This is a genomic window from Rhabdothermus arcticus, from assembly GCF_055382915.1.
The window spans coordinates 19,545-38,725 of the sequence record NZ_AP043808.1; the positions used below are offsets into that span (position 1 = coordinate 19,545).

A 19,181-nucleotide genomic window follows, 5' to 3' on the forward strand; every position below is an offset into this window, starting at 1 on the left:
CCCCAGCTCGCGGTCCGCTTAGAATGCGGCATCTTTTTCGAAGGAGCGGCCATGGCGAAACCGTTGCCACTGACCATCGGCATCGAGGAGGAATACCAGCTCGTCGACCCCGAGACTCGGGACCTGGCCCCGGCGGCCAGCGCGGTGATCGAGAACGCGCCGGCCTACCTGACGCGGCTCTTGAACCCCGAGCTGCACCAGGCGATGATCGAGATCGGCACCCCGCCCGCGGAGGACATCCGCCAGGCCTACCGCTACCTCAAGGACATGCGCCGGGTGGTGGCCGAGCTCGCCGAGGCCCACGGGGTGCGGATCGTCGCCGCCGGCACCCACCCCTTTGCGCTCTGGGAGAAGGTGCCGATCACCGAGAAGGCGCGCTACCAGGAGCTCTTGGGCGAGTTCCAGGACGCCGTGCGGGCGCTCTTGATCTTCGGCACCCACGTGCACATCGGCGTGGGGGAGGACCTGGAGTTTCGCATCGACGCGATGAACGTCCTGCGCTACATGCTCCCCCACCTCTCGGCGCTGACCGTGTCCAGCCCGCTCTGGCGGGGGCGCAAGACGGGGTTCAAGAGCTACCGCAGCCTGATCTGGAAGAACCTTCCCCGCACCGGCATCCCGGTGACCTTCGAGTCCCACGCCGCCTACCAGCACTTCGTCGACGTCCTGGTGCACACCGGCTCGATCAAGGACGCCTCGCGCATCTGGTGGTCGCTGCGGCCCCACCACCAGTACCCGACCCTGGAGTTTCGGGCCTTCGACCTAGCGACCAACCCCAAGGACGTGATCGCGGTGGCCGCGCTGGCCCAGGCCCTGGTCTACAAGCACTACCTGATGCGCCAGGACAACCTGACGTTTCGCATCTACCCCCAGCCGATGATCGAGGAGAACATGTGGCGGGCGGCGAGGTACGGTCTGGAAGGCAAGCTGATCGACTTCGGCGAGCGCCGGGAGAAGTGGGCGCGGGACCTGATCGTCGAGCTGGTGGCCTTCGTCGACGAGGTCCTGGACGAGCTCGACAGCCGCTGGGCGGTGGAGCACGTCTACACGATCCTGGACCGCGGCACCTCCGCCGACCGCCAGCTGATGATCTTCGAGGACACCGGCGACGTGCGGGCGGTCGTCGACTGGCTGATCGCGGAGACCCTCAACTTCGACGAACCCGCGTATAATCCAGCCTGAGATGCCCGTCGCCGTGCCCGCCGAGGAGACCCTGGCCTACTTCGAAGCCACCCTTCCCCGCTACCTCGCCGACCTCAGGGCGCTGGTGGAGATGGAGACCCCGAGCCGGGACCTCGAGCGCCTGGAGGGCGCGGCCCTCTGGCTGGAGGGGCGGTTCGGCCGTTTTGGGCGGGTGGAGCGCATCCGCCTTCCCACCGGCCCCCTCTTGAAGGTCACCCGGCGGGGCAGCGGGCCCAACGTGCTCCTGCTCGCGCACTACGACACCGTGCACCCGGCGGGTGCCTGGGAGAGCCTCTGGCAGGAGCGCGGGGACCGCATCCTGGGGCCCGGCGTCTACGACATGAAGGGCGGGCTGCTCTTCATTCCCTGGGCGGTCGCCTACCTGGTCGAGGCCGGGCTCGAGCACCCCAACCTGACCATCCTCCTCACCCCCGACGAGGAGATCGGCTCGCCCTCCTCGCGCGAGGCGATCCTCGAGGCCGCGACCCTGGCCGACGCCGCGCTGGTCCTCGAGGCCCCCACCGCCAAGGGCGACCTCAAGGTCAAGCGCAAGGGGGTGGGGCTCTTCTCCGCGCGCTTTCATGGCGTCCCGGCGCACCAGGGGGTGGAGCCGGAAAAGGGGGTCAACGCCCTGGTTGAGGCCGCGGCGTTCGTGCTCTTCGCCAAGGACCTCGAGGACCTTCCCGCGGGGACCACGGTGGGGCCCAACGTCGGCCGCGGGGGGTTCGCGACCAACGTCGTCTGCCCCGAGGCCCGGGTCGAGGTGGACCTCCGGGCCTGGACGCTCGAGGAGGCGCGGCGGGTGGAGCAGGCGATCCACGCCTACCGGCCCCGCGACCCCAGGGCCCGGGTGGCGATCGAGGGCGGGCTGAACCGGCCGCCGATGATGCCCAGCGAGGACTCGCTAAGGCTCTTCGAGTGGGCCCGGGAGGAGGCCCAGGCGCTGGGGTTCTCGGTCGCGCCCGGCGCGGTCGGGGGCGGCTCCGATGGCAACTTCACCCAGGCCAGGGGGGTGCCTACTTTGGACGGGCTGGGCCCGGTGGGGGGTGACGCCCACCGGCCAAGCGAGTTCATCTACAAGAGCAAGCTCCCCGAGCGGGGGGCGCTCCTCGCGCGGCTCCTGTTGCGTCTCGTAAACTGGCGGTAGATGTTCTTTCGACGCGATCCGGACCTGCGCCAGGAGGGGCGGTTCTTGCTTCTCAGGGTGCGCCTGCCCTCGGGGGAGGTGGTGCCCCTGCGCATCTCCAAGACCAGCGAGCTCTCGCCGACGCCCGAGGGCTACTTCGTGCGCAAGGTGATCGTGGGGCCAAGGAGCCTCGAGCGGGCGACCCTCGAGCTCACCCTGGACCGCCGCCTGCGGCCGAAGAAGAAGGTCCTCGAGGGCGCGGTCTTCGTGCCCGTAAGGGAGTGGAAGGATGCGGACGAAACAGCTCTTTAAGGCGGAAAAGCGCTCCCTGATGCCGGGGGCGGTGGCGGCCGCGTTCGGCGGCGAGCGGGCGATGGTCAACCTGGTGGAGCTCGCGGAGGGCACCGAGGTGCCGGCCCACGCCCACCCCGAGGAGCAGATCACCCTGGTCCTCGAGGGCCGGCTGGTCTTCGAGATCGAGGGCGAGGTCTGCGAGCTCGGCCCCGGCGAGGCGGTGCTGGTCCCTGGCGGCGCCTCCCACCGGGTGGTGGCGCTCACGCCCACCCGGGTGCTCGACGTCTTCGGGCCCGCGCGGCGGGACCTGCTCGAGCGGCTGGGCTAGAGCGCCTCGAGGAAGGCGTCCAGGTCCTCGGCGTCGCGCAGGAAGCGGATGAGCCCGACGTGCTCGGGCTTGACCTCGAGGGCCGGGCGGAGGAGCGCCTCCCAGCGGGCGTGCACCGCCAGGGGCTTGAAGGGCCTTTGCTGCAGCCAGCGGATGTAGGCCAGGTTCCAGGCGGCGAGGATCTCGGTCCAGGTGCCGATCCCGCCGGGTAGGGCCAGGCTGGCCACGCTGAGGTCCAGCATCCGCTCGATGCGGCTGAGCAGGCTGGGGGAGGGGAGCTCGAGGTCGACGAAGGCGTTCGCGTTGGCGCGGTGGGGGAAGACCGGCGGCGCGGTGACCCCGATGGTCAGACCGCCCCGGCGCTTGGCGCCCTTGGAGACCGCCTCCATCAGGCCGTCGTAGCCGCCGCTCACCACCCCGAAGCCGTGCGCGGCGATGCGCTCGCCCCAGGCCTCGGCGAGGGCGTAGTCGGGGTGGTCCGGAGCGAGCTTGGAGGAACCGAAGACGGCGATGACCCGCATGGCTAGAAGGAGATGACCTGGAACCCGGCCTCGGTGGCCTCGACCAGGTCCCGGCCGATGTAGCGGACCTCGAAGCCGAAGAGCTCGGTGGGGGCCTTGAGGGCCTCGAGGTTGCGCCGGCAGACCAGGGGCACCAGACCGCGCTCGGCGAGGGCCGAAAGCCGCGCCTTGAGCGCTGGGGTGGGCTCGAGAGGCACGCGCACGCCGTCGGCGAAGAAGATCACCCGCACCTCGGCGCCCTGGTCGTGGGCCACGGCGGCGAAGCCCAGACCGCTGGCGACGCGAAATTCCGCTTCGGGACCGGAAAGGATCAAGACCAGGATCTTCGCCATGGCCTTACTATAGGCCGGTGGACGCGAGGACCCGCCTTTTCGTCTTTGGCACCCTGATCTTTTGGGCGTCGGCCTTCGCGGGGATCCGCCGGGCGCTTTTGGCCTTCGCGCCCGGGCCGCTGGTCCTTTTGCGCTTTCTCTTCGCCGGGGCGGTCCTCCTCCTGGCCGGGGCCGGGCTGGGCCTGCGCCCGCCCCGGATGCGCGACCTGCCGGTGCTCTTGCTCGGTGGGGTCCTGGGGGTCAGCGTCTACCACCTGGCCCTGGTCGTCGGTGAGCGGACCGTCAAGGCCGGGCCGGCGAGCCTGCTCATCGCCTCCGGCCCGGTCTTCACCGCGCTGCTCGCCCACGCCTTCCTCGGTGAGCGGCTCGGGGTGCTGGGTTGGACCGGGGTGGGGCTTTCCTTTTGCGGGGTGGCGCTGATCGCCCTGGGCGAGGGCGGGGGGCTCCGCTTCGACCCCGGAGCGCTTTGGATCGTCCTCGCGGCGTTCTCCGCGTCGGTCTACTTCATCCTGCAAAAGCCTCTCTTCGGGCGGTACAAGGCGATCGAGGTCACCACCTACACCCTGCTCTTGGGGACGCTGCCGCTCTTGGCCTTTCTCCCCGCCCTGCCCAGCGCGCTGGCCCGGGCAGGGGTCGGCGACGTCCTGACCGTGGCCTACCTCGGGGTCTTCCCCGGGGCGCTGGCCTACTTCCTCTGGTCCAGCGCGCTCAGCCGGGCCCCGGCCGCGCGGGTCTCCGCCTACCTCTACCTTTCCCCGGTGCTGGCCACCCTGATCGGCTGGGTCTGGCTCGGGGAGGTCCCCGCCGCGCTCGAGGTCGCCGGGGGCGCGCTCGCGCTTTTGGGCGTGGTTCTGGTCGAGCGCGACCGAGGCTAGAGCGTCAGGTTGTAGCCCCGGGCGAAGCGCTCGATCTGGCGCACGACCTCCTCGGCGTGGTGCTTGAGCTCCCGGAGCTGGACGGTCAGGGTGTTGCGGAGCTTTTGGATCTCCTGCTCGAGGGCGCGCAGCCGGCTCGTCAGCTCGAACGCCTCGAAGTCGATCTCCTGGGCCTTTTCCCGCAGGGCCTCGAGGCGCTGGTTGAGGGCGTCGCGCCGTTCCAGGAGCTGGCGGCGCACCTCCAGGAGCCGCTCGTATTCCCGAGGGCTGTCCGCCTGCTCCAGCTCGAGCCGGTTCTTCTTCAGCTTGGCGCGCACCTCGTTGAGCTCGTGACGTACCTCGGCGAGCTGGCGGGCGACCTCGAGCGCGGCGGTCTCCTTTTGCGCGAGCGCCGCTTCCAGCCGCGCCCGCTCCTCTTCCAGGGCGACGAGGCGCTCCACCGCTTCGACGAAGGTCTTCTTGACGTGCTCGAAGTGCTCGGCCTGCTTCTCGATGGCCTCCTTGATCCCCAGGAATAGCTCCTTCATGTAAGAAATCTTACATGATCTAACTAAAGACCGACAAGGGCACCGCTTCAACCGGGCCTTAACCCGGGACCCCGCAGGATGAACCCATGCGGTGGGGTGCGGTGCTGGGCGTCTTTTTGGCCTTCTCGGCGCTGGCCGCGGGGGTGCGGCTGGGTCTGGCGCTCGAGGGCCAGCTCGTTCCCCTCGGCCTCGCCGGGTTTTTGGAGCTCGACCCGGGCGGTGCGGGGTTCGCGCGCGTCGAGCTGGGCCACGACGACCTCGGGCCCTTCGCGAGCGGGGAGCTTGCCCTGGCCGAGGCGCGGGGCCTTGAGCGACGCTGGGTCAGCCTGGGCCTCGGCCGCTATTTGGGCGGGGAGATGGGGGCCTGGACCTATGGCTTCGCCGGGGTCGGGCGGCAGCCCTTTGGGGCCCTTGCCGGCTGGGCCGGCCTGATCCTGCCCCTCGAGGCCCCGGCCCCCCTCGCCGGGGGAGAGGGGCTTGGGCTCGTTGCCCTGGTGCGGATCCGGGTGGACCTCGCCGCCTTCCGGTAGGCTGGGCGGGATGCGAGTCTTGCCCGAGGTCAAGGAAGCCCTCGAGCGCGGCGCCCCGGTGGTCGCGCTCGAGTCCACGGTCATCACCCACGGTCTGGCGCGTCCGGAGAACCTCGAGGTCGCCCGGGCGATGGTCGCCGCGGTCCGCGAGGCCGGGGCGGTGCCCGCGGTGATCGCCCTGATCGGGGGCGAGGTGCACGTGGGGCTGGAGGAGGCGGCCCTCGAGGCGCTGGCCCAGGCGGAGGCGGAAAAGGCCAGCCTCTGGAACCTGGCCGCGCTCCTCGCCCAAGGTCGAACCGGGGGAACGACGGTCGCCGCCACCGCCCACCTCGCCCACCGGGCCGGCATCTCGGTCTTCGCCACCGGGGGGATCGGCGGGGTGCATCCCGCGCCGTTTGACGAGTCCGCGGACCTCTTCGCCCTCGCCCGCACCCCGATCCTGGTGGTCAGCTCGGGGATGAAGAGCATCCTCGACCTCGGCGCCACCCTGGAGCGATTGGAGACCCTTGGGGTGGCCGTCGTCGGCTACCGCACCGACCGGCTGCCCGCGTTCCACAGCCCGGACAGCCCCTACCCCCTCCCCGCCCGGGTCGACGACCCAAAGGCCGCCGCCGCGGTGGTTCGCGCCCAGCGGCGCCTCGGTCTTCCCTCCGCGGTGCTGCTCTTCAATCCGGTCTCCGAGGGGCCGCCCTTCGAGCGGGTGCGGGATTGGGTGGAGACCGCGAACCGCGAGGCCCGGGAGGCCGGGGTCTTCGGCAAGGCCCTGACCCCCTTCCTCCTGCGCCGCCTGGCCGAGCGCTCCGGCGGGGAGAGCGACCGGGTGAACCGCCGCCTGCTGGTAGAGAACGCCCGATTGGCGGCGCAGGTGGCGCGGGCCCTCGCGGGGTAGACTGGAGGCATGTGCGAGCTGGGGGAGCGCCTGCGCGCGGCGCGCCAGGCCGCCGGGGCCTCGCTCGAGGAGATGGCGCGGCGGGTGCGCATCCGCGCCGAGATCCTGGAGGCCCTGGAAACCTGCCGCTTTGAGCGGCTTCCCGAGCCGGTGTTGGCCCGCGCCTACCTGCGCCGCTACGCCCGGGCGCTGGGCCTCGATCCCGGCCCCCTGCTCGCCTTGCTCCCGAGCCCCGCGCCGATCACCGTCGAGGACCTGCCCAAGCACCCTTTGCCGAAGCGGCGGCGTTGGCCTTGGGTTTTGCTCTTGCTCTTGCTCGTGCTCTTCGCCGGAGGGCTCGCGTACCTCTGGCCGCGGCCGTCTGCCGTGCCGGCCGCGGCCAAGGTCGCCGCGCCGCCTCCCGCGCCGGAGGCCAAAGCCCCCGAGCGGCACCGCTTGCGGGTGGAGAGCGAGCCCTCCGGCGCCCGGGTGTACCTCGACGGCTACTACCTCGGCAACACCCCGGTGGCCCTGAACGTCGAGGCCGGGGAACGGGTGCTGCGGGTCGAGGCCGAGGGCTTTCGGCCCCACGAGGAGACGATCGCCCTGAACCGCGACGTCGAGCGCAAGGTCCGCCTCGAGCCCGTGCAGGCGGCCCCCCCCGAGCGCGAGGCGGCCAAGCCCGGCACGCTGGTGGTCAAGGTCGTCGCCCGCAGCTGGCTTCGGGTCACCACCCCGGACGGCAAAAAGCTCTACGAGGGAACCGCCAAGCCCGGGACGACCCTCACCTTCCCGCTGCCGGTGATCGTGCGCACCGGCAACGCGGGCGGGGTGGTGGTCGCGGTCAACGGCGAGGCGCGGGGGCCTTTGGGCCGTCCCGGCGAGGTCAAGACCGTTCGCTTTCCCTAGATCCTTCGCTATACTTCCCCTGGTGGCCGGACGCATCGCCTTCGCCAGCCTTGGTTGCGCCAAAGCCCTCGTGGACAGCGAGCAGCTGATCGCCCGTCTTCGCGCCCTGGGCTACACCCTGGTTCCCAGCTACGAAGCGGCGGACCTGGCGATCGTCAACACCTGCGGGTTCATCACCCCGGCGGTGGAGGAGAGCCTCGAGGCCATCGGCGAGGCCCTCGGGGGCACCGGTAAGGTGGTGGCGACCGGCTGCCTCGGGGCCCGGCCGGAGAAGATCCTCGAGCGCCATCCCGAGGTCCTGGCGGTGACCGGCCCGGCGGCCTTCGACGAGGTCATCGCCGCGGTGACCGCGGTGCTCCCTCCCGACCGGGACCCCAAGACCGCCCTCGTCCCCCCGCCGGTCAAGCTCACCCCCCGCCACTACGCCTACATCAAGATCGCCGAAGGCTGCAACAACGCCTGCAGCTTCTGCATCATCCCCCAGCTGCGCGGGCCCCAGGTCTCCCGCCCGGCGCCGGAGGTGCTCGCCGAGGCCGCCCGCCTCGTGGCCTCGGGCACCCGGGAGCTGATCGTCATCGCCCAGGACACCCTGGCCTACGGCCGCGACCTGCGCCACGCCGAGGGGAGCTGGAACGGCCGCCGGGTGCGCGCCCACCTGCTCGATCTGGTCGAGGCGTTGGCCACCCTCGGGGTTTGGGTGCGGCTGCAGTACGTCTACCCCTACCCGGAGGTCGAGGCGCTGGTCGAGAAGATGGCCGAGGGGAAGGTCCTGCCCTACCTCGACCTGCCGCTCCAGCACGCGAGCGGCCGGATCCTGCGGGCGATGCGCCGCCCCGGGGGGTTCGAGGCCTATCTGGAGCGCATCCAGGCCTGGCGCCGGGCGGTGCCCGAGCTGACGCTGCGCTCGAGCTTCATCGTCGGGTTCCCGGGGGAGACCGAGGAGGACTTCGAACGCCTCTTGGCCTTTTTGGAGGCCGCGGAGATCGAGCGCGTCGCGGCCTTCACCTACTCCGAGGTCGAGGGGGCCCGGGCCAACGCCCTGCCCGGCCGGGTGCCCGAGGCGGTCAAGGAGGAGCGCTACCACCGGCTGATGGCCCTGCAGCAGACGATCAGCGCCCGGGTGATGCGCCGCAAGATCGGTCAGCGGCTGGAGGTCATCGTCGACGCTCCGGACGAGGTTTCGGGGCGCTACCTTGCGCGAACCAAGGGGGACAGCCCGGGCGTGGACGGGGTGGTCCACCTCGAGGGGGAGGGGCTCTCTCCCGGGGACCGGGTCCTCGCCGAGGTCACCGACGCCGACGCCTACGACCTTTATGCCCGGGTCATTCGTCCCATTCCTTGGGCCTTGCCCTTTGCCTAGATTGGGAGGCTGGATATGTACGTGGTCATCGCGGGGGGAGGGGACGTCGGCCAGGAGCTGGCTCGGGCCTTGCACGCCGAGCACGAGGTGGTCATCATCGACCGCAACGAGGATGTCCGCGACGCCCTGGCGGCGCTCGACGTGGGGGTGGTGGTGGGCAACGCCACCGACCTCGAGGTCCTGCGCGAGGCCGGCGTGGACCGGGCCGACGCCTTCATCGGGGCGACCAGCGTCGACGAGGTCAACCTGATCTCCAGCCTCTTCGCCAAGGGCCTGGGAGCCAAGGAGGCGCTGGCCTTCGTCGGTCGGGCCGACTACGCCGAGGTCCTCACCGACCCCCGGACGATGGAGATCCTCGGCGCGCGCATCGACAGGGTGCTCTGGCCGCAGCGTTCGCTGGCCCAGGAGATCCTGGAGATCATCCTCATCCCCAAGGCGCTCGAGACCGTGGAGCTCGCCGGGGGGCGGCTGCGTCTGATCGAGTACCTGGTGGAAGAAGGCGGTCCCTACGCCCGGCGCTACCTCGGTGATCTGGCATGGCCCGAGGGCACGATGCTTTTGGGCCTGGTGCGGGGGGGCGAGTTCCTCTCGGTGCGGGAGCCGGGGTTTTCGGAGACCGTGCTCGAGCCCGGCGACCACATGCTCTTCGTCGCCACCCGCAGTGCCTTTCCCGTGCTACACGCCTACTTCGCGGGCCGCGAAGGGGTGGACAAGGTGATCATCGTGGGCGGGGGGTCGGTGGGGTACCTCGTCGCCAAGGGGCTGGAGAAGACCCGGGTCGAGATCAAGCTCATCGAGCAGAACCCCAAACGCGCCGCCTGGCTCGCGGAGAACCTGACCCGCACCCTGGTCCTGCAAGGCGACGGCACCGACTTCGCCCTGCTCGAGGCCGAGGGCATCGAGGAGGCCGACGTGCTGGTCGCGGTCACCGACAACGACGAGAAGAACCTGCTGGTCTCCCTCCTAGCCAAGCAGGTGGGCGTGGGCAAGGTGATCACCCGGGTCTCCAAGAGCGAAAACCGCAAGCTCTTCGAGCGCGTGGGCATCGACATTCCCCTCACCCCGCGGCAGGCCGCGGTGCGCGAGGTCATCAACCACCTCGAGGCCGGCACGGTCCGCCACCTGGCGTTGATCGAGGACCTTCTGGAGCTGATCGAGGTGCCCCTCGGCGAGCGTTTCGCCGGGATGACCGTGGCCGAGCTGCCCCTTCCCGAAAAGGCCGTCCCGATCGCGGTGCGGAGCGATCACCGGGTGGTCCTGGCGGACCAGGCGCTCCAGCTCAAGCCCGGGGACACCCTCTTCCTGCTGGTGCCCCGTGGCCTGGTGGACGCGGTGGTCAAGGCGCTTGGTGGGGAGGGCTAGGTGCGGCTTTCCATCAGCCCCTTCTTCTTCTTCGTGCTGGGCGAGGCGTACCGGGTGGTGGGCTTCGTGCTGCTCGGCTTTTCCGCCCTGGCGGCGCTCTGGCGTGAGCCCTGGGGGGGGTTTTTGGCCGCCGCCCTGGTGGGCATCGCCGCGAGCTACCTGCTGCGCGCCGTCGGTGAGCCCAAGGCCGAGCCCAAGCGGGCGGAAGCGCTCTTTACCGTGGCCACGCTTTGGTTCTTCGTGCCCCTCCTGGGCGCGCTTCCTTACTGGTTCGGGGGCTATTTCGGCTTCGTCGACGCCCTCTTCGAGTCGATGTCCGGCTTCACCACCACCGGGGCCACGGTCCTCACCGACTTCGACCGGCTGACCAGGAGCCTCTTCCTTTGGCGCGCGTTGACCCAGTGGTTCGGCGGGGTGGGGATCATCCTGCTCTTCATCGCGGTGCTCCCGCACCTCGCGATCGCCGGCCGTCAGATGTTCTTCGCCGAGGCCACGGGGGTGGAGAAGGAGCCCCTCACCCCGAAGCTACGCCACACCGCCGAGGCGGTGCTCCGGGTCTACGCGCTGCTGACCCTGGGGGCGTCGGTCGCCTACTTCCTCTCGGGTATGGACGCCTACGACGCCCTGGTCCACGCCCTTACCACGATCCCCGCGGGGGGGTTCAGCCCCAAGCCGGACTCGTTTGCCTCCTTCAGCCCGATGGCGCAGTGGGCCGCGGTCCTCTTCATGTTCCTCGCCGGCGCGAACTTCTTGCTGCAGTTTCGCGCCTACTTCCTCGGCCAGACCCGGACCCTGCTTCGCGATCCCGAGTTTCGCGCCTACACCGGCATCTTCTTCCTGGCCTCGCTGGCCCTCGCCGCCTATCTGATCACCCACCACGCCTATGGGTTCGAGCCCGCCCTGCGCTACGCCTTCTTCCAGGTGATCTCGATCCTCACCACCACCGGCTACGCCTCCGCCGATTTCGCCAAGTGGACGGTGCCCGCCCAGGCCATCCTGCTGGCCTTGATGTTCATCGGAGGCTCCGCGGGGTCCGGCGCCGGTGGGGTGAAGGTGGTGCGCTGGCGGGTGATGGTCTCGCACTTCTACCGCGAGCTCAAGCGCACCCTGCACCCCAAGGCGGTGCTCCCCTTGCGGCTGGGTACCCGGCCGGTGGGGGAGGACGTGTTGCGGCAGGTCTCGGCCTTCGTCGCGCTCTACGTCGTCACCTTCGCCGCCGGGGCGCTGGTCGTGGCCTTGATCGAGAAGGACCTGATCGTGGCCTTCACCGCCAGCGCGGCGACGATCGGCAACATCGGCCCTGGCCTGGGGGCGGTGGGGCCGATGGCTTCGTTCGGCTGGATGCACCCCCTGACCAAGCTGGTGTTGACCTTCGAGATGTGGGCCGGCCGTATCGAGCTGATCCCGGTCTACCTGCTCTTTTTCCGCGAGCTCTGGCAGGGCGTCTTGAAACGCTAACCCGGGGCCACCGCCGCTGAGCCCGGTCGCCCTCCCTGCTCGACGCGCGCATCAAGGGGGTAGGGGCGAAGTTCTTCAAAGCGCCCTCAGGTCGTTTGGGGCACGGGAACGGGCCGCGCTTCTCGACCGCGGCATGAAGCGCTTTCCTCCAGGCACTCGCCGATCTTCCAGCTAGGAAGGCGCACGCGCCTTTGAAAGGCGCCGTTCTTTCGGCCTGTCCTCGGGGCTTCCGTGCGCGGCCTGGGTTGAGCTCCTTGGAAAGCGTCGATCATCCCAAATGCCTTTGGGAGCGGAGCTTGTACCAGGCGAAGATGAACAAGCCCGCCGCGATCGCGCTGCCCACCAGGGTCTTGGCCAAGGTCGCTCGGTCCACGCTCGGGCCGAGCAAGACGTCCATGACCACGTTGGTGCCCATCAGGGCAAACGTTAGCAAAAGCCATGATTGGATTGCGTTCAAGCACATCTGGCTTTCTTCCCCCTTCCCCAACGTGCCCTCGGGTCAGCGGTTCCCCCGCTCAAGAGCATGCGCCTCGTTTTCATTTTTACCTTCATGGAGCCCGGTCGGGGGTGCAACAACTTCGTTCGCGGGCCCCTGTGGCCAGAGACCGGTACCCCTTCGCATTCCTTGGACGTGATTGCGGGCGGGTCCGTGGGCCGGGTAAGAATGGGGGCATGGCCGAAGTCGAATCCTTCGCGCTCGATCACACCCGGGTCCGGGCGCCTTACGTGCGCCTGGCCGGGCGGCACGGGCCGCTCACCAAGTGGGACCTGAGGCTGGCCCAGCCCAACCGCGCGGCGCTTCCCACCGACGCCATCCACACCCTCGAGCACCTGCTCGCGGGCTACCTGCGCGATCACCTGGAGGGGGTGGTGGACGTCTCGCCGATGGGTTGCCGCACCGGGTTTTACCTGGTGGTCCTCGGCGAGCCCGACCCGGAAGCGGTGCGAACCGCGTTCCAGGAGGCCCTCGAGGACGTCCTCGCCCATGAGGGGGAGGTCCCCGGGGCGAGCCCGCTGGCCTGCGGCAACTACCGGGATCACGACCTGGACAAGGCCAAGGCCTGGGCGCGGCGGGTCCTTGAGGCCGGTCTGCGCATCCAGGAGACGGTTCCCATCGAATGATCGTGCTCTTTGCCGCCGAGGGCGTCGAGGCCGAGGCCCTGATCCGGCGCTTGCGGGAAAGAAAGCGGCCACGCGCGCCGTTCCCCCTGACTCGGGGCCGGCTCGCCGGGGTGGAGGCGGCGGTCGTCGAGACCAGCGTGGGGAAGGTCGCGGCGGCGAGCGCGGTGGCCTGGGCTGCGACCCAGCTCGCTCCGAAGGCGGCCTTCTTCGCCGGGGTGGCCGGCGCGCTCGACCCGGCGCTGACCGCGGGGGCCCTGCTGGTGGCCCGCGACGCGGTGCAGTGGGACGTCGACCTCACCCCCTTCGGGCGGGCTCCGGGCGAGCTCGCGACCGGAGAGCGCTTTATCCCCGCCGATGCCCGCTTGACCCAGCATCTGGCGCGCGCCGCTGGTGCCCGTCACGGGCGGGTGGCCAGCGGCGACCGCTTCGTCAACGATCCCGCGCTCTCTGGCTGGATCCGCGAGACCTTTGCCGCCGACGTGGTCGAGATGGAGGGGGCGGCGGCGCTCTGGGCGGCGCGCCGGCTGGGGCTGCCGATGGCCCTCTTGCGGGTGGTCTCGGACCGCGCGGTCGAGGGCTCGGAGGGGGACTTCGCGGCCTTCTTGTACGAGGGCAGCGAGCGCATGGCCGAGGCCCTGGAGGCCGCGGTGGCGGCGTTAGAATGAATGGGGCGGTTCGCGTATGGAACTGAAACTGATTTCCGGATCGGCCAACCCGGCGCTCGCCGAGCGGGTGGCGCGGGAGCTCAAGGTGCCCTTGACCCCCACCGAGCTGGGGCGCTTCCCCGACGGCGAGGTGCGGCTGCGCCTGGAGGAGAGCGTGCGCGGCGCGGACGTGTACGTGATCCAGCCCACCTCTCCTCCGGTCGACGCCAACCTCATGGAGCTGCTCTTGCTCGCCGACGCGCTCAGGCGAAGCTCGGTCGAGCGCATCAACGCGGTGATCCCTTACTTTGGCTACGCGCGCCAGGATAAGCAGACCAAGGGCCGGGAGCCGATCAGCGCCAAGGTGGTGGCCGACCTGATCGAGCGGGTCGGGGTGCACCGGGTGATCGCGGTCGACCTCCACGCCCCCCAGATCCAGGGCTTTTTCAACATCCCGGTGGACCACCTTTCGGCGGTGCGCCTCTTCGCCGAGTACCTGATCCGCGAGGGGCTGACCGAGAACGCGGTGGTGGTCAGCCCCGATGCCGGCCGCGCCGAGGAGGCGCGGCGGCTTTCCGACCTCCTCGGTCTGCCCATGGCCATGCTCGCCAAGCGGCGCACCGGTCCGACGACGACCGAGGTGACCTACGTGATCGGCGAGGTGCGCGGCAAGCGCCCGATCCTGATCGACGACATCGTCTCCACCGGGGGAACGATTCGCCGCGGGGTGGAGGCGCTCTTGAACGCCGGAGCGCTTCCCGAGGCCTTGGTCATGGCCACCCACCCGGTGCTCGTGGGTCCGGCCCGGGAAAACCTCGCCCATCCGGCGATCCGTCGCGTGGTCTTCACCGACACCATCCCCTTGATGGACAACCCCGGATACGAGGTCCTCTCCACCGCCTCGCTCTTGGCCGAGGCGATCCGCCGCGTGCACACCCACCGCTCGGTCAGCGAGCTCCTGGTCAACGAGGGGCCGGTTGACCCGCTCTTTCAGAAGCCTTAGACTCTAGAATGTTGCCGCGCCCCCTCGGGCGGCCGGGAGGAAAAACCATGGAATACAAGGTTCGCGCGCACTACCGCAAGGACGAGCGCCCCAAGGCCCTGCGCCGCCAGGGTAAGCTCCCCGCGGTGGTTTACAACCGCGACATGAACGAGAAGATCTACGTGGACTTCGTGGAGTTCGACAAGGTCTTCCGTCAGACCAGCATTCACCACGTGATCACCCTCGAGTTCGAGGACGGCAAGACCATCGATACCCTGGTGCGCCAGGTCAACCTGGACAAGCGCCGCCATGCGCCCGAGCACGTCGACTTCTACGCCCTGGCCAACGAACCGGTGGAGATGTACGTCTCCTTGAAGTTCGTGGGCACGCCCAAGGGCGAGAAGCTCGGCGGGGTGCTCGAGCGCCTGATGACCGACATCCTGGTCAAGACCCTGCCCAAGAACATCCCCGAATACATCGAGGTGGACGTCTCCGAGATGGAGATCGGGGACGTGCTGCACGTCGCCGACCTGCCCTTCCCCGAGGGCGTCGAGCCGTTGATGCCCGGGGAGGAGGCGGTGGCCACCGTGGTGCCGCCGGAGGACGTGGAGAAGCTCGAGGCCGAGGCCGAGGCGGCGGCAGAGGGCGAGCCCGAGGTCATCGGCAAGGGCAAGACCGAGGAAGGGGAAGAGGCCTAAGCCGCGCGGAGACGGGGCGGGGGCTTGGGCCCCCGCCCCTGCTCGTTAGGATGGAGCGGTGGCGCCGTTTCTCATCGTTGGTCTTGGAAACCCCGGGCCCCGCTACCGCTTGACCCGGCACAACGCGGGGTTTTTGGCCCTCGACGCCCTCGCCGAGGCCGAAGGGGTAGCGTTTTCACGCCGGGGCGAGGCCGAGCTCGCCCGCTGGGAGGAGGGGTATTTGATGAAGCCCCTGACCTACATGAACCTCTCGGGGCGGGCGGTGGCCCCTTTCGTGCGTAAGAAGGGCATCCCCCTGGACCGGTTGCTGGTGGTCCACGACGACGTGGATTTGCCGCTCGGACGCCTGCGCTTCAAGCGCGGGGGTTCGGCCGGAGGACAAAAGGGCGTGGCCTCGATCATCGCCGCCTTGGGCAGCCCGGCCTTCGACCGGCTGCGCATCGGCGTGGACCGGCCGCCCCCGGGCGTGGCCACTGCGGACTGGGTGCTCTCGCCCTTCCGGCCTGAGGAACGGCCGTTGCTCGGTCGGGTGGTCGAGGCCGCCGTCGAGGGTATGCGGGTCTGGCGGGCCGAGGGGCTGGCCGCGGCCCAGGCCCGTTTCAACGGGCTCGACCTCAGATCGAGCGCACCCAGTTGACGATGCCCTCGATCGCCTCGACCACCGGCGCCGCGTGGGCGCGCAGAAAGGCCTCGCTGAGCGGGGAGGGGTGGGCGCGCGAGGCGGCGAGCGCGGCCCGGCCGTCGAAGTCCACGTAGGCCAGGCGCAGGGTCAGCTCCTCCTGGGGCCGGCCGAAGTCGGAGCCCGGCAGGACCGCCACCCCCACCTCTTCGAGCAGGCGTTTGGCCAGGATCTCCGAGGTGTAGATCCCGCGTTTCAAGAGGAGGTCCTTTAGAGGGCTGAAGTCCGGGAAGAGGTAGAACGCCCCCGCGGGGGGATCGACGTAGATGCCCACCTCGCGCAGCTTGCGGGCGCTCCAGCGGCCCAGGGCCCTAAGCACCCGCCGGGCGTGGTGCAGGTAGTCCTCGATCGCCTCTCCGCCCTTGAAGGCGGTGATCGCCGCGTACTGGATCGGGGCCGCGGTCGAGGTGTAGGTCTCCGAGGCCACCGCGGTCATCGTTTTCCTCAGCCAGTCGAGGCTTTCCGGGAAGACGAAGGTCCCAAGCCGCCAGCCCCCGGCCCCGGCCCACTTGGAGAGGCCGGTGGAGAGGATCGTGCCTTCCGGGTAGAAGCGCGCGATCGAGACGTGCTGCCCGGTGTGGTGAAGCTCGCCGTAGATCTCGTCGGAGAGGAGCAGGACCCGGTAGCGGCGGGCGACGTCGGCGATCGCCTTGAGCTCCTCAACGCGGTAGGTGGCGCCGGTGGGGTTGTTGGGGTAGTTGAGGATCAGGATCCGCGGGCGTTCGGGGTCCTTGGAGAACCGGGCCTCGAGCTCCTCGGGGTTGACCTTCCAGCCCAGCTCCCGCCGCGTGGGCAACCAGTCCACGGTGCGGCCGACGATCCGCGCCTGGGGGGCGTAGGAGACCCAGGAGGGCGAGGGGATCACCAGCTCGCCGTAGAAGACGAGTTGCAGGATGAACATCAGCTCCTTGGACCCGGGGCCGACCAGGACGTCTTCGGCCTTGCGCTCGACCTGGTGCTTGCGGGCCACGTAGTCGGCGATCGCCTCCCTGAGCTCGTAGAGCCCGGCGGAGGGGAGGTAGTCCTTTTCGTGGGCGTGGGCCTTCAGCGCCTCGACGACGGGGTCGGGAACGGGGAAGGGGGACTGCCCGAGCCCCAGCTTGATCACACGCTTCCCCTCGCGCTTGAGGGCGTTGGCGAGGTCGTTGATGGCGATCGTCGCCGAGTCGCCCAGCCCACGCACGTTCAAGCTGAGCTGCTTCGGCGGAGCTTTCTTCTGGCGCGCCGCTGCCTTGGCCATGGCCATAACATAAACATGCAAGGAGGGTCAGCGCGCCGCGAAAACAGGTCTAAACCAGGTGCAAAAAGCATTGGATCTCACGCTTTGGCCCGGCGCGTCCGGGGCGTAGGATGGACCCATGGAGGCACGGCGGCTTCTCCTCATCGCCGGGGGGCGTTCCCCGGAGCACGCGGTCTCCCTGGCCTCGGCGGAGGGGGTGCTCAAGGCCAGCCCCTTCGACACCGAGCTCGCGGTGATCGCCCGCGACGGGCGCTGGCTTTTGGGCCAGGAGGCCGAGGCGGCGCTCGCGGCCAAGGTCGCGGAGACCGGAACCTACCCCTTTCCCCCACCGATCCCTTGGGACGCCTACGACGTCGTCTTCCCCCTGCTGCACGGGCGCTGGGGGGAGGACGGCTCGATCCAGGGGTTTTTCGAGCTGTTGAACAAGCCCTACGTCGGCGCCGGAATCGCGGCGAGCGCGGTGGCGCTGGACAAGGACCTCACCAAGCGGGTGCTCAACGACGCCGGGCTCGCCGTCGTTCCCTGGGTCGCGGTGCGCCGCGGGGAGCTGCCCCTCGTCCCCTTCGACCCGCCCTACTTCGTCAAGCCCGCGAACACCGGCAGCTCGGTGGGCATCGTGCGCGTTGAGCGCGTCTCGGAGCTCGACGCCGCGCTCGAAGCGGCCTTCGCCCACGACAAGAAGGCGGTCATCGAACGGGCCCTCGAGGCCAAGCGGGAGCTCGAGGTCGGCCTCCTCGGCAACGACCGCTACGAGGCCAGCGTGGTGGGGGAGATCGTCTACGAGGAGGGGTTTTACGACTTCGACAAGAAGTACCGGCCGGGGGCGGTGCGCCTGGACATCCCCGCGTCGTTGGATCCGGGAACCCAGGAGACGGTCCAGGAGACCGCGATCAAGGCCGCGAAGGCGATCGGGGTCGAGGGGATGGCCCGGGTGGACTTCTTCTTCACCCCCGATGGGGCGCTCTTCGTCAACGAGCTGAACACCATCCCCGGCTTCACCCCGACAAGCATGTTCCCCAAGCTCTGGGCGGCGACGGGGCTCGCCTACCCCGAGCTCATTGCCCGCCTGGTCGATCTGGCCCTGAGCCGGTGAACGCGGGGTTCATCCACGCCCTCTTGCCCGCCCTGCTCGCGGGGGTGGCGGGGCTCGCCGGCCTCGGTGGGGCCACCCCGCCCGCCGACGCCTTCTGGCGGAGCCTTCCCGCGCTGGTCCTCTTTTGGCGCTGGCCCCGTGCGGCCTTTCGGGAGGGTGCGGGGCTTGCGCTCTATGGCGCCTACGCGGGGGCGGTCCTGGATCCGGAGGGCCTCCGCGGGGCGCTCCTCGGGCTCGGGCTCGGGGCGGTCTTGGGCCTGGTCACGGGCCGTTGGTTTTGGGGGGCGCTGTTGGTCGCGGTGCTGGGGGCGGGCCTTGCCGGCGTTCTCGGCCTTCCGCCGCTGGTGTTTGGGCTTTTGGTCGCGCTCCTCCTGGGGCTTTTGCTCGGGCAGGGCTAGGCCGCGTCCGGGTCGACGGTGACCTCCTCGGCGGGACCGGGGGGGAGGAGGAAGCGGCCTTGCTCGGTGGCCAGCCGCACGCCGGCGGGGGACTGCTCGAGCACCTCGACCCGGGCGCCGGGGACGAGCCCGAGCTGGGCGAAGAAGTTGAGCGCGTCCCGGTCTTGGGCCTTGACCCTGAGGACCCGCCAGGTCCCCGGTTCGGCGGCGCTGAGCGGCCGGTCCTGGCCCTCGGGGAGGCGGAGGTCCGGCCCCGGGATGGGGTCGCCGTGGGGGTCCCGTTCGGGGTGGCCGAGGAGCTCCGCGATCCTGGCCTCGAAGGCCTCGGAGATGTGGTGCTCGAGCCGATCCGCCTCCTCGTGGACCTCGTCCCAGGAGAACCCCAGGGCCTCGGCGAGGAAGGCCTCGAGCAGGCGGTGGTGGCGGAGGACCTCGAGCGCCACCCGCTCCCCCGCCGGGGTCAGGCGCACCCCCTTGTAGGGGAGGTGTTCGACCAGCCCCAGCGCGTCGAGCTTTTTGAGCATCCCGGTGACCGAGGCCGGCCGCACCCCCAGGGCCTTGGCCAGGGCGCGGGTGCTGACCGGTTTCCCCTCGCCGAGCTGGTAGATCGTCTTCAGGTAGTTCTCCTGGGCTTCGCTGAGCGCCGGCCGCAC

At 70.1% G+C, this 19,181-nt stretch carries 24 protein-coding genes; 18 read left to right on the forward strand and 6 right to left on the reverse strand.

Annotation, left to right across the window (positions count from 1 at the left end):
• Positions 1-51: 51 nt before the first annotated feature.
• Genes ACZ48Y_RS00110 through ACZ48Y_RS00125 form a run of 4 tightly spaced genes read left to right on the forward strand, consistent with a single transcriptional unit; the run spans position 52 to position 2,930 of the window.
• Positions 52-1,182, forward strand: coding sequence for a carboxylate-amine ligase (locus ACZ48Y_RS00110; protein WP_464740954.1), 1,131 nt, complete (start codon positions 52-54; stop codon positions 1,180-1,182).
• A 1-nt stretch (position 1,183) separates the two neighbouring features.
• The gene (locus tag ACZ48Y_RS00115; protein ID WP_464740956.1) at positions 1,184-2,329 is read left to right on the forward strand and encodes a M20 family metallopeptidase; all 1,146 of its coding nucleotides are present in this window, start codon (positions 1,184-1,186) and stop codon (positions 2,327-2,329) included.
• Positions 2,330-2,620 carry a hypothetical protein gene (locus ACZ48Y_RS00120; protein WP_464740958.1) on the forward strand — a complete coding sequence of 97 codons (291 nt, stop codon included), beginning with the start codon at positions 2,330-2,332 and terminating at the stop codon, positions 2,618-2,620.
• Positions 2,598-2,930 (forward strand): cupin domain-containing protein, encoded by a 333-nt coding sequence (locus ACZ48Y_RS00125; protein ID WP_464740960.1) that lies wholly within the window; start codon positions 2,598-2,600, stop codon positions 2,928-2,930. Before ACZ48Y_RS00120 ends, ACZ48Y_RS00125 begins: the two co-directional genes overlap by 23 nt.
• Here ACZ48Y_RS00125 and ACZ48Y_RS00130 read toward each other — a convergent pair.
• The gene (locus ACZ48Y_RS00130) at positions 2,927-3,451 is read right to left on the reverse strand and encodes an LOG family protein (RefSeq protein WP_464740961.1); all 525 of its coding nucleotides are present in this window, start codon (positions 3,449-3,451) and stop codon (positions 2,927-2,929) included. The two genes, ACZ48Y_RS00125 and ACZ48Y_RS00130, sit on opposite strands and share 4 nt — an antisense overlap.
• Before the next feature lie 2 nt (positions 3,452-3,453).
• Positions 3,454-3,783, reverse strand: coding sequence for a DsrE family protein (locus tag ACZ48Y_RS00135; RefSeq protein ID WP_464740963.1), 330 nt, complete (start codon positions 3,781-3,783; stop codon positions 3,454-3,456).
• 17 nt (positions 3,784-3,800) lie between these two features.
• Here ACZ48Y_RS00135 and ACZ48Y_RS00140 point away from each other — a divergent pair, with 17 nt between their 5' ends.
• On the forward strand, positions 3,801-4,658 hold the full coding sequence (locus ACZ48Y_RS00140; protein WP_464740965.1) for a DMT family transporter: 858 nt from the start codon (positions 3,801-3,803) through the stop codon (positions 4,656-4,658).
• Here the strand turns inward: ACZ48Y_RS00140 and ACZ48Y_RS00145 are convergent.
• Positions 4,655-5,185 (reverse strand): hypothetical protein, encoded by a 531-nt coding sequence (locus tag ACZ48Y_RS00145; protein ID WP_464740967.1) that lies wholly within the window; start codon positions 5,183-5,185, stop codon positions 4,655-4,657. The genes ACZ48Y_RS00140 and ACZ48Y_RS00145 overlap by 4 nt on opposite strands.
• Before the next feature lie 86 nt (positions 5,186-5,271).
• On the opposite strand from ACZ48Y_RS00145, the gene ACZ48Y_RS00150 reads away from it, so the two are divergent.
• Genes ACZ48Y_RS00150 through ACZ48Y_RS00175 form a run of 6 tightly spaced genes read left to right on the forward strand, consistent with a single transcriptional unit; the run spans position 5,272 to position 11,672 of the window.
• Positions 5,272-5,715: a hypothetical protein gene (locus ACZ48Y_RS00150; protein WP_464740969.1), complete on the forward strand. Its 444-nt coding sequence runs from the start codon at positions 5,272-5,274 to the stop codon at positions 5,713-5,715.
• 10 nt (positions 5,716-5,725) lie between these two features.
• Positions 5,726-6,604 carry a pseudouridine-5'-phosphate glycosidase gene (locus ACZ48Y_RS00155; protein ID WP_464740971.1) on the forward strand — a complete coding sequence of 293 codons (879 nt, stop codon included), beginning with the start codon at positions 5,726-5,728 and terminating at the stop codon, positions 6,602-6,604.
• A gap of 9 nt (positions 6,605-6,613) precedes the next feature.
• On the forward strand, positions 6,614-7,492 hold the full coding sequence (locus tag ACZ48Y_RS00160) for a RodZ domain-containing protein (RefSeq protein WP_464740973.1): 879 nt from the start codon (positions 6,614-6,616) through the stop codon (positions 7,490-7,492).
• Positions 7,493-7,514: 22 nt separating this feature from the next.
• Complete coding sequence (rimO, locus tag ACZ48Y_RS00165; protein WP_464740975.1) at positions 7,515-8,852, forward strand: 30S ribosomal protein S12 methylthiotransferase RimO; 1,338 nt, start codon at positions 7,515-7,517, stop codon at positions 8,850-8,852.
• A gap of 15 nt (positions 8,853-8,867) precedes the next feature.
• Complete coding sequence (gene trkA, locus ACZ48Y_RS00170; RefSeq protein ID WP_464740977.1) at positions 8,868-10,214, forward strand: Trk system potassium transporter TrkA; 1,347 nt, start codon at positions 8,868-8,870, stop codon at positions 10,212-10,214.
• Complete coding sequence (locus ACZ48Y_RS00175; protein ID WP_464740979.1) at positions 10,215-11,672, forward strand: TrkH family potassium uptake protein; 1,458 nt, start codon at positions 10,215-10,217, stop codon at positions 11,670-11,672. It abuts the gene before it with no gap.
• A 268-nt stretch (positions 11,673-11,940) separates the two neighbouring features.
• Here the strand turns inward: ACZ48Y_RS00175 and ACZ48Y_RS00180 are convergent, their stop codons facing one another.
• Positions 11,941-12,087, reverse strand: a complete 147-nt coding sequence (locus tag ACZ48Y_RS00180; RefSeq protein ID WP_464740981.1) for a hypothetical protein — start codon at positions 12,085-12,087, stop codon at positions 11,941-11,943.
• 257 nt (positions 12,088-12,344) lie between these two features.
• On the opposite strand from ACZ48Y_RS00180, the gene ACZ48Y_RS00185 reads away from it, so the two are divergent.
• From ACZ48Y_RS00185 to pth, 5 genes are read left to right on the forward strand one after another with little or no spacing between them, the layout of a single operon-like run.
• Positions 12,345-12,794 carry an S-ribosylhomocysteine lyase gene (locus ACZ48Y_RS00185; RefSeq protein WP_464740983.1) on the forward strand — a complete coding sequence of 150 codons (450 nt, stop codon included), beginning with the start codon at positions 12,345-12,347 and terminating at the stop codon, positions 12,792-12,794.
• The gene (locus ACZ48Y_RS00190; protein ID WP_464740985.1) at positions 12,791-13,459 is read left to right on the forward strand and encodes a phosphorylase family protein; all 669 of its coding nucleotides are present in this window, start codon (positions 12,791-12,793) and stop codon (positions 13,457-13,459) included. The genes ACZ48Y_RS00185 and ACZ48Y_RS00190 overlap by 4 nt, the downstream gene beginning before the upstream one ends.
• 16 nt (positions 13,460-13,475) lie before the next feature.
• Positions 13,476-14,441, forward strand: a complete 966-nt coding sequence (locus ACZ48Y_RS00195) for a ribose-phosphate diphosphokinase (RefSeq protein WP_464740987.1) — start codon at positions 13,476-13,478, stop codon at positions 14,439-14,441.
• Between the two features lie 47 nt (positions 14,442-14,488).
• The gene (locus tag ACZ48Y_RS00200) at positions 14,489-15,118 is read left to right on the forward strand and encodes a 50S ribosomal protein L25 (protein ID WP_464740989.1); all 630 of its coding nucleotides are present in this window, start codon (positions 14,489-14,491) and stop codon (positions 15,116-15,118) included.
• Between the two features lie 58 nt (positions 15,119-15,176).
• On the forward strand, positions 15,177-15,755 hold the full coding sequence (gene pth / locus ACZ48Y_RS00205; RefSeq protein WP_464740991.1) for an aminoacyl-tRNA hydrolase: 579 nt from the start codon (positions 15,177-15,179) through the stop codon (positions 15,753-15,755).
• On the opposite strand, the gene ACZ48Y_RS00210 is transcribed toward pth, so the two are convergent.
• Complete coding sequence (locus tag ACZ48Y_RS00210; protein WP_464740993.1) at positions 15,733-17,037, reverse strand: pyridoxal phosphate-dependent aminotransferase; 1,305 nt, start codon at positions 17,035-17,037, stop codon at positions 15,733-15,735. The two genes, pth and ACZ48Y_RS00210, sit on opposite strands and share 23 nt — an antisense overlap.
• 118 nt (positions 17,038-17,155) lie before the next feature.
• Between ACZ48Y_RS00210 and ACZ48Y_RS00215 the strand changes: the two genes are divergently transcribed.
• Together ACZ48Y_RS00215 and ACZ48Y_RS00220 are read left to right on the forward strand one after the other, a co-directional pair.
• Positions 17,156-18,130, forward strand: coding sequence for a D-alanine--D-alanine ligase family protein (locus ACZ48Y_RS00215; RefSeq protein WP_464740995.1), 975 nt, complete (start codon positions 17,156-17,158; stop codon positions 18,128-18,130).
• Entirely contained in the window at positions 18,127-18,528 is a 402-nt protein-coding gene (locus ACZ48Y_RS00220; protein ID WP_464740997.1) for a hypothetical protein, read from the forward strand. The genes ACZ48Y_RS00215 and ACZ48Y_RS00220 overlap by 4 nt, the downstream gene beginning before the upstream one ends.
• On the opposite strand, the gene ACZ48Y_RS00225 is transcribed toward ACZ48Y_RS00220, so the two are convergent.
• Positions 18,525-19,181 carry a metal-dependent transcriptional regulator gene (locus tag ACZ48Y_RS00225; RefSeq protein ID WP_464740999.1) on the reverse strand — a complete coding sequence of 219 codons (657 nt, stop codon included), beginning with the start codon at positions 19,179-19,181 and terminating at the stop codon, positions 18,525-18,527. The genes ACZ48Y_RS00220 and ACZ48Y_RS00225 overlap by 4 nt on opposite strands.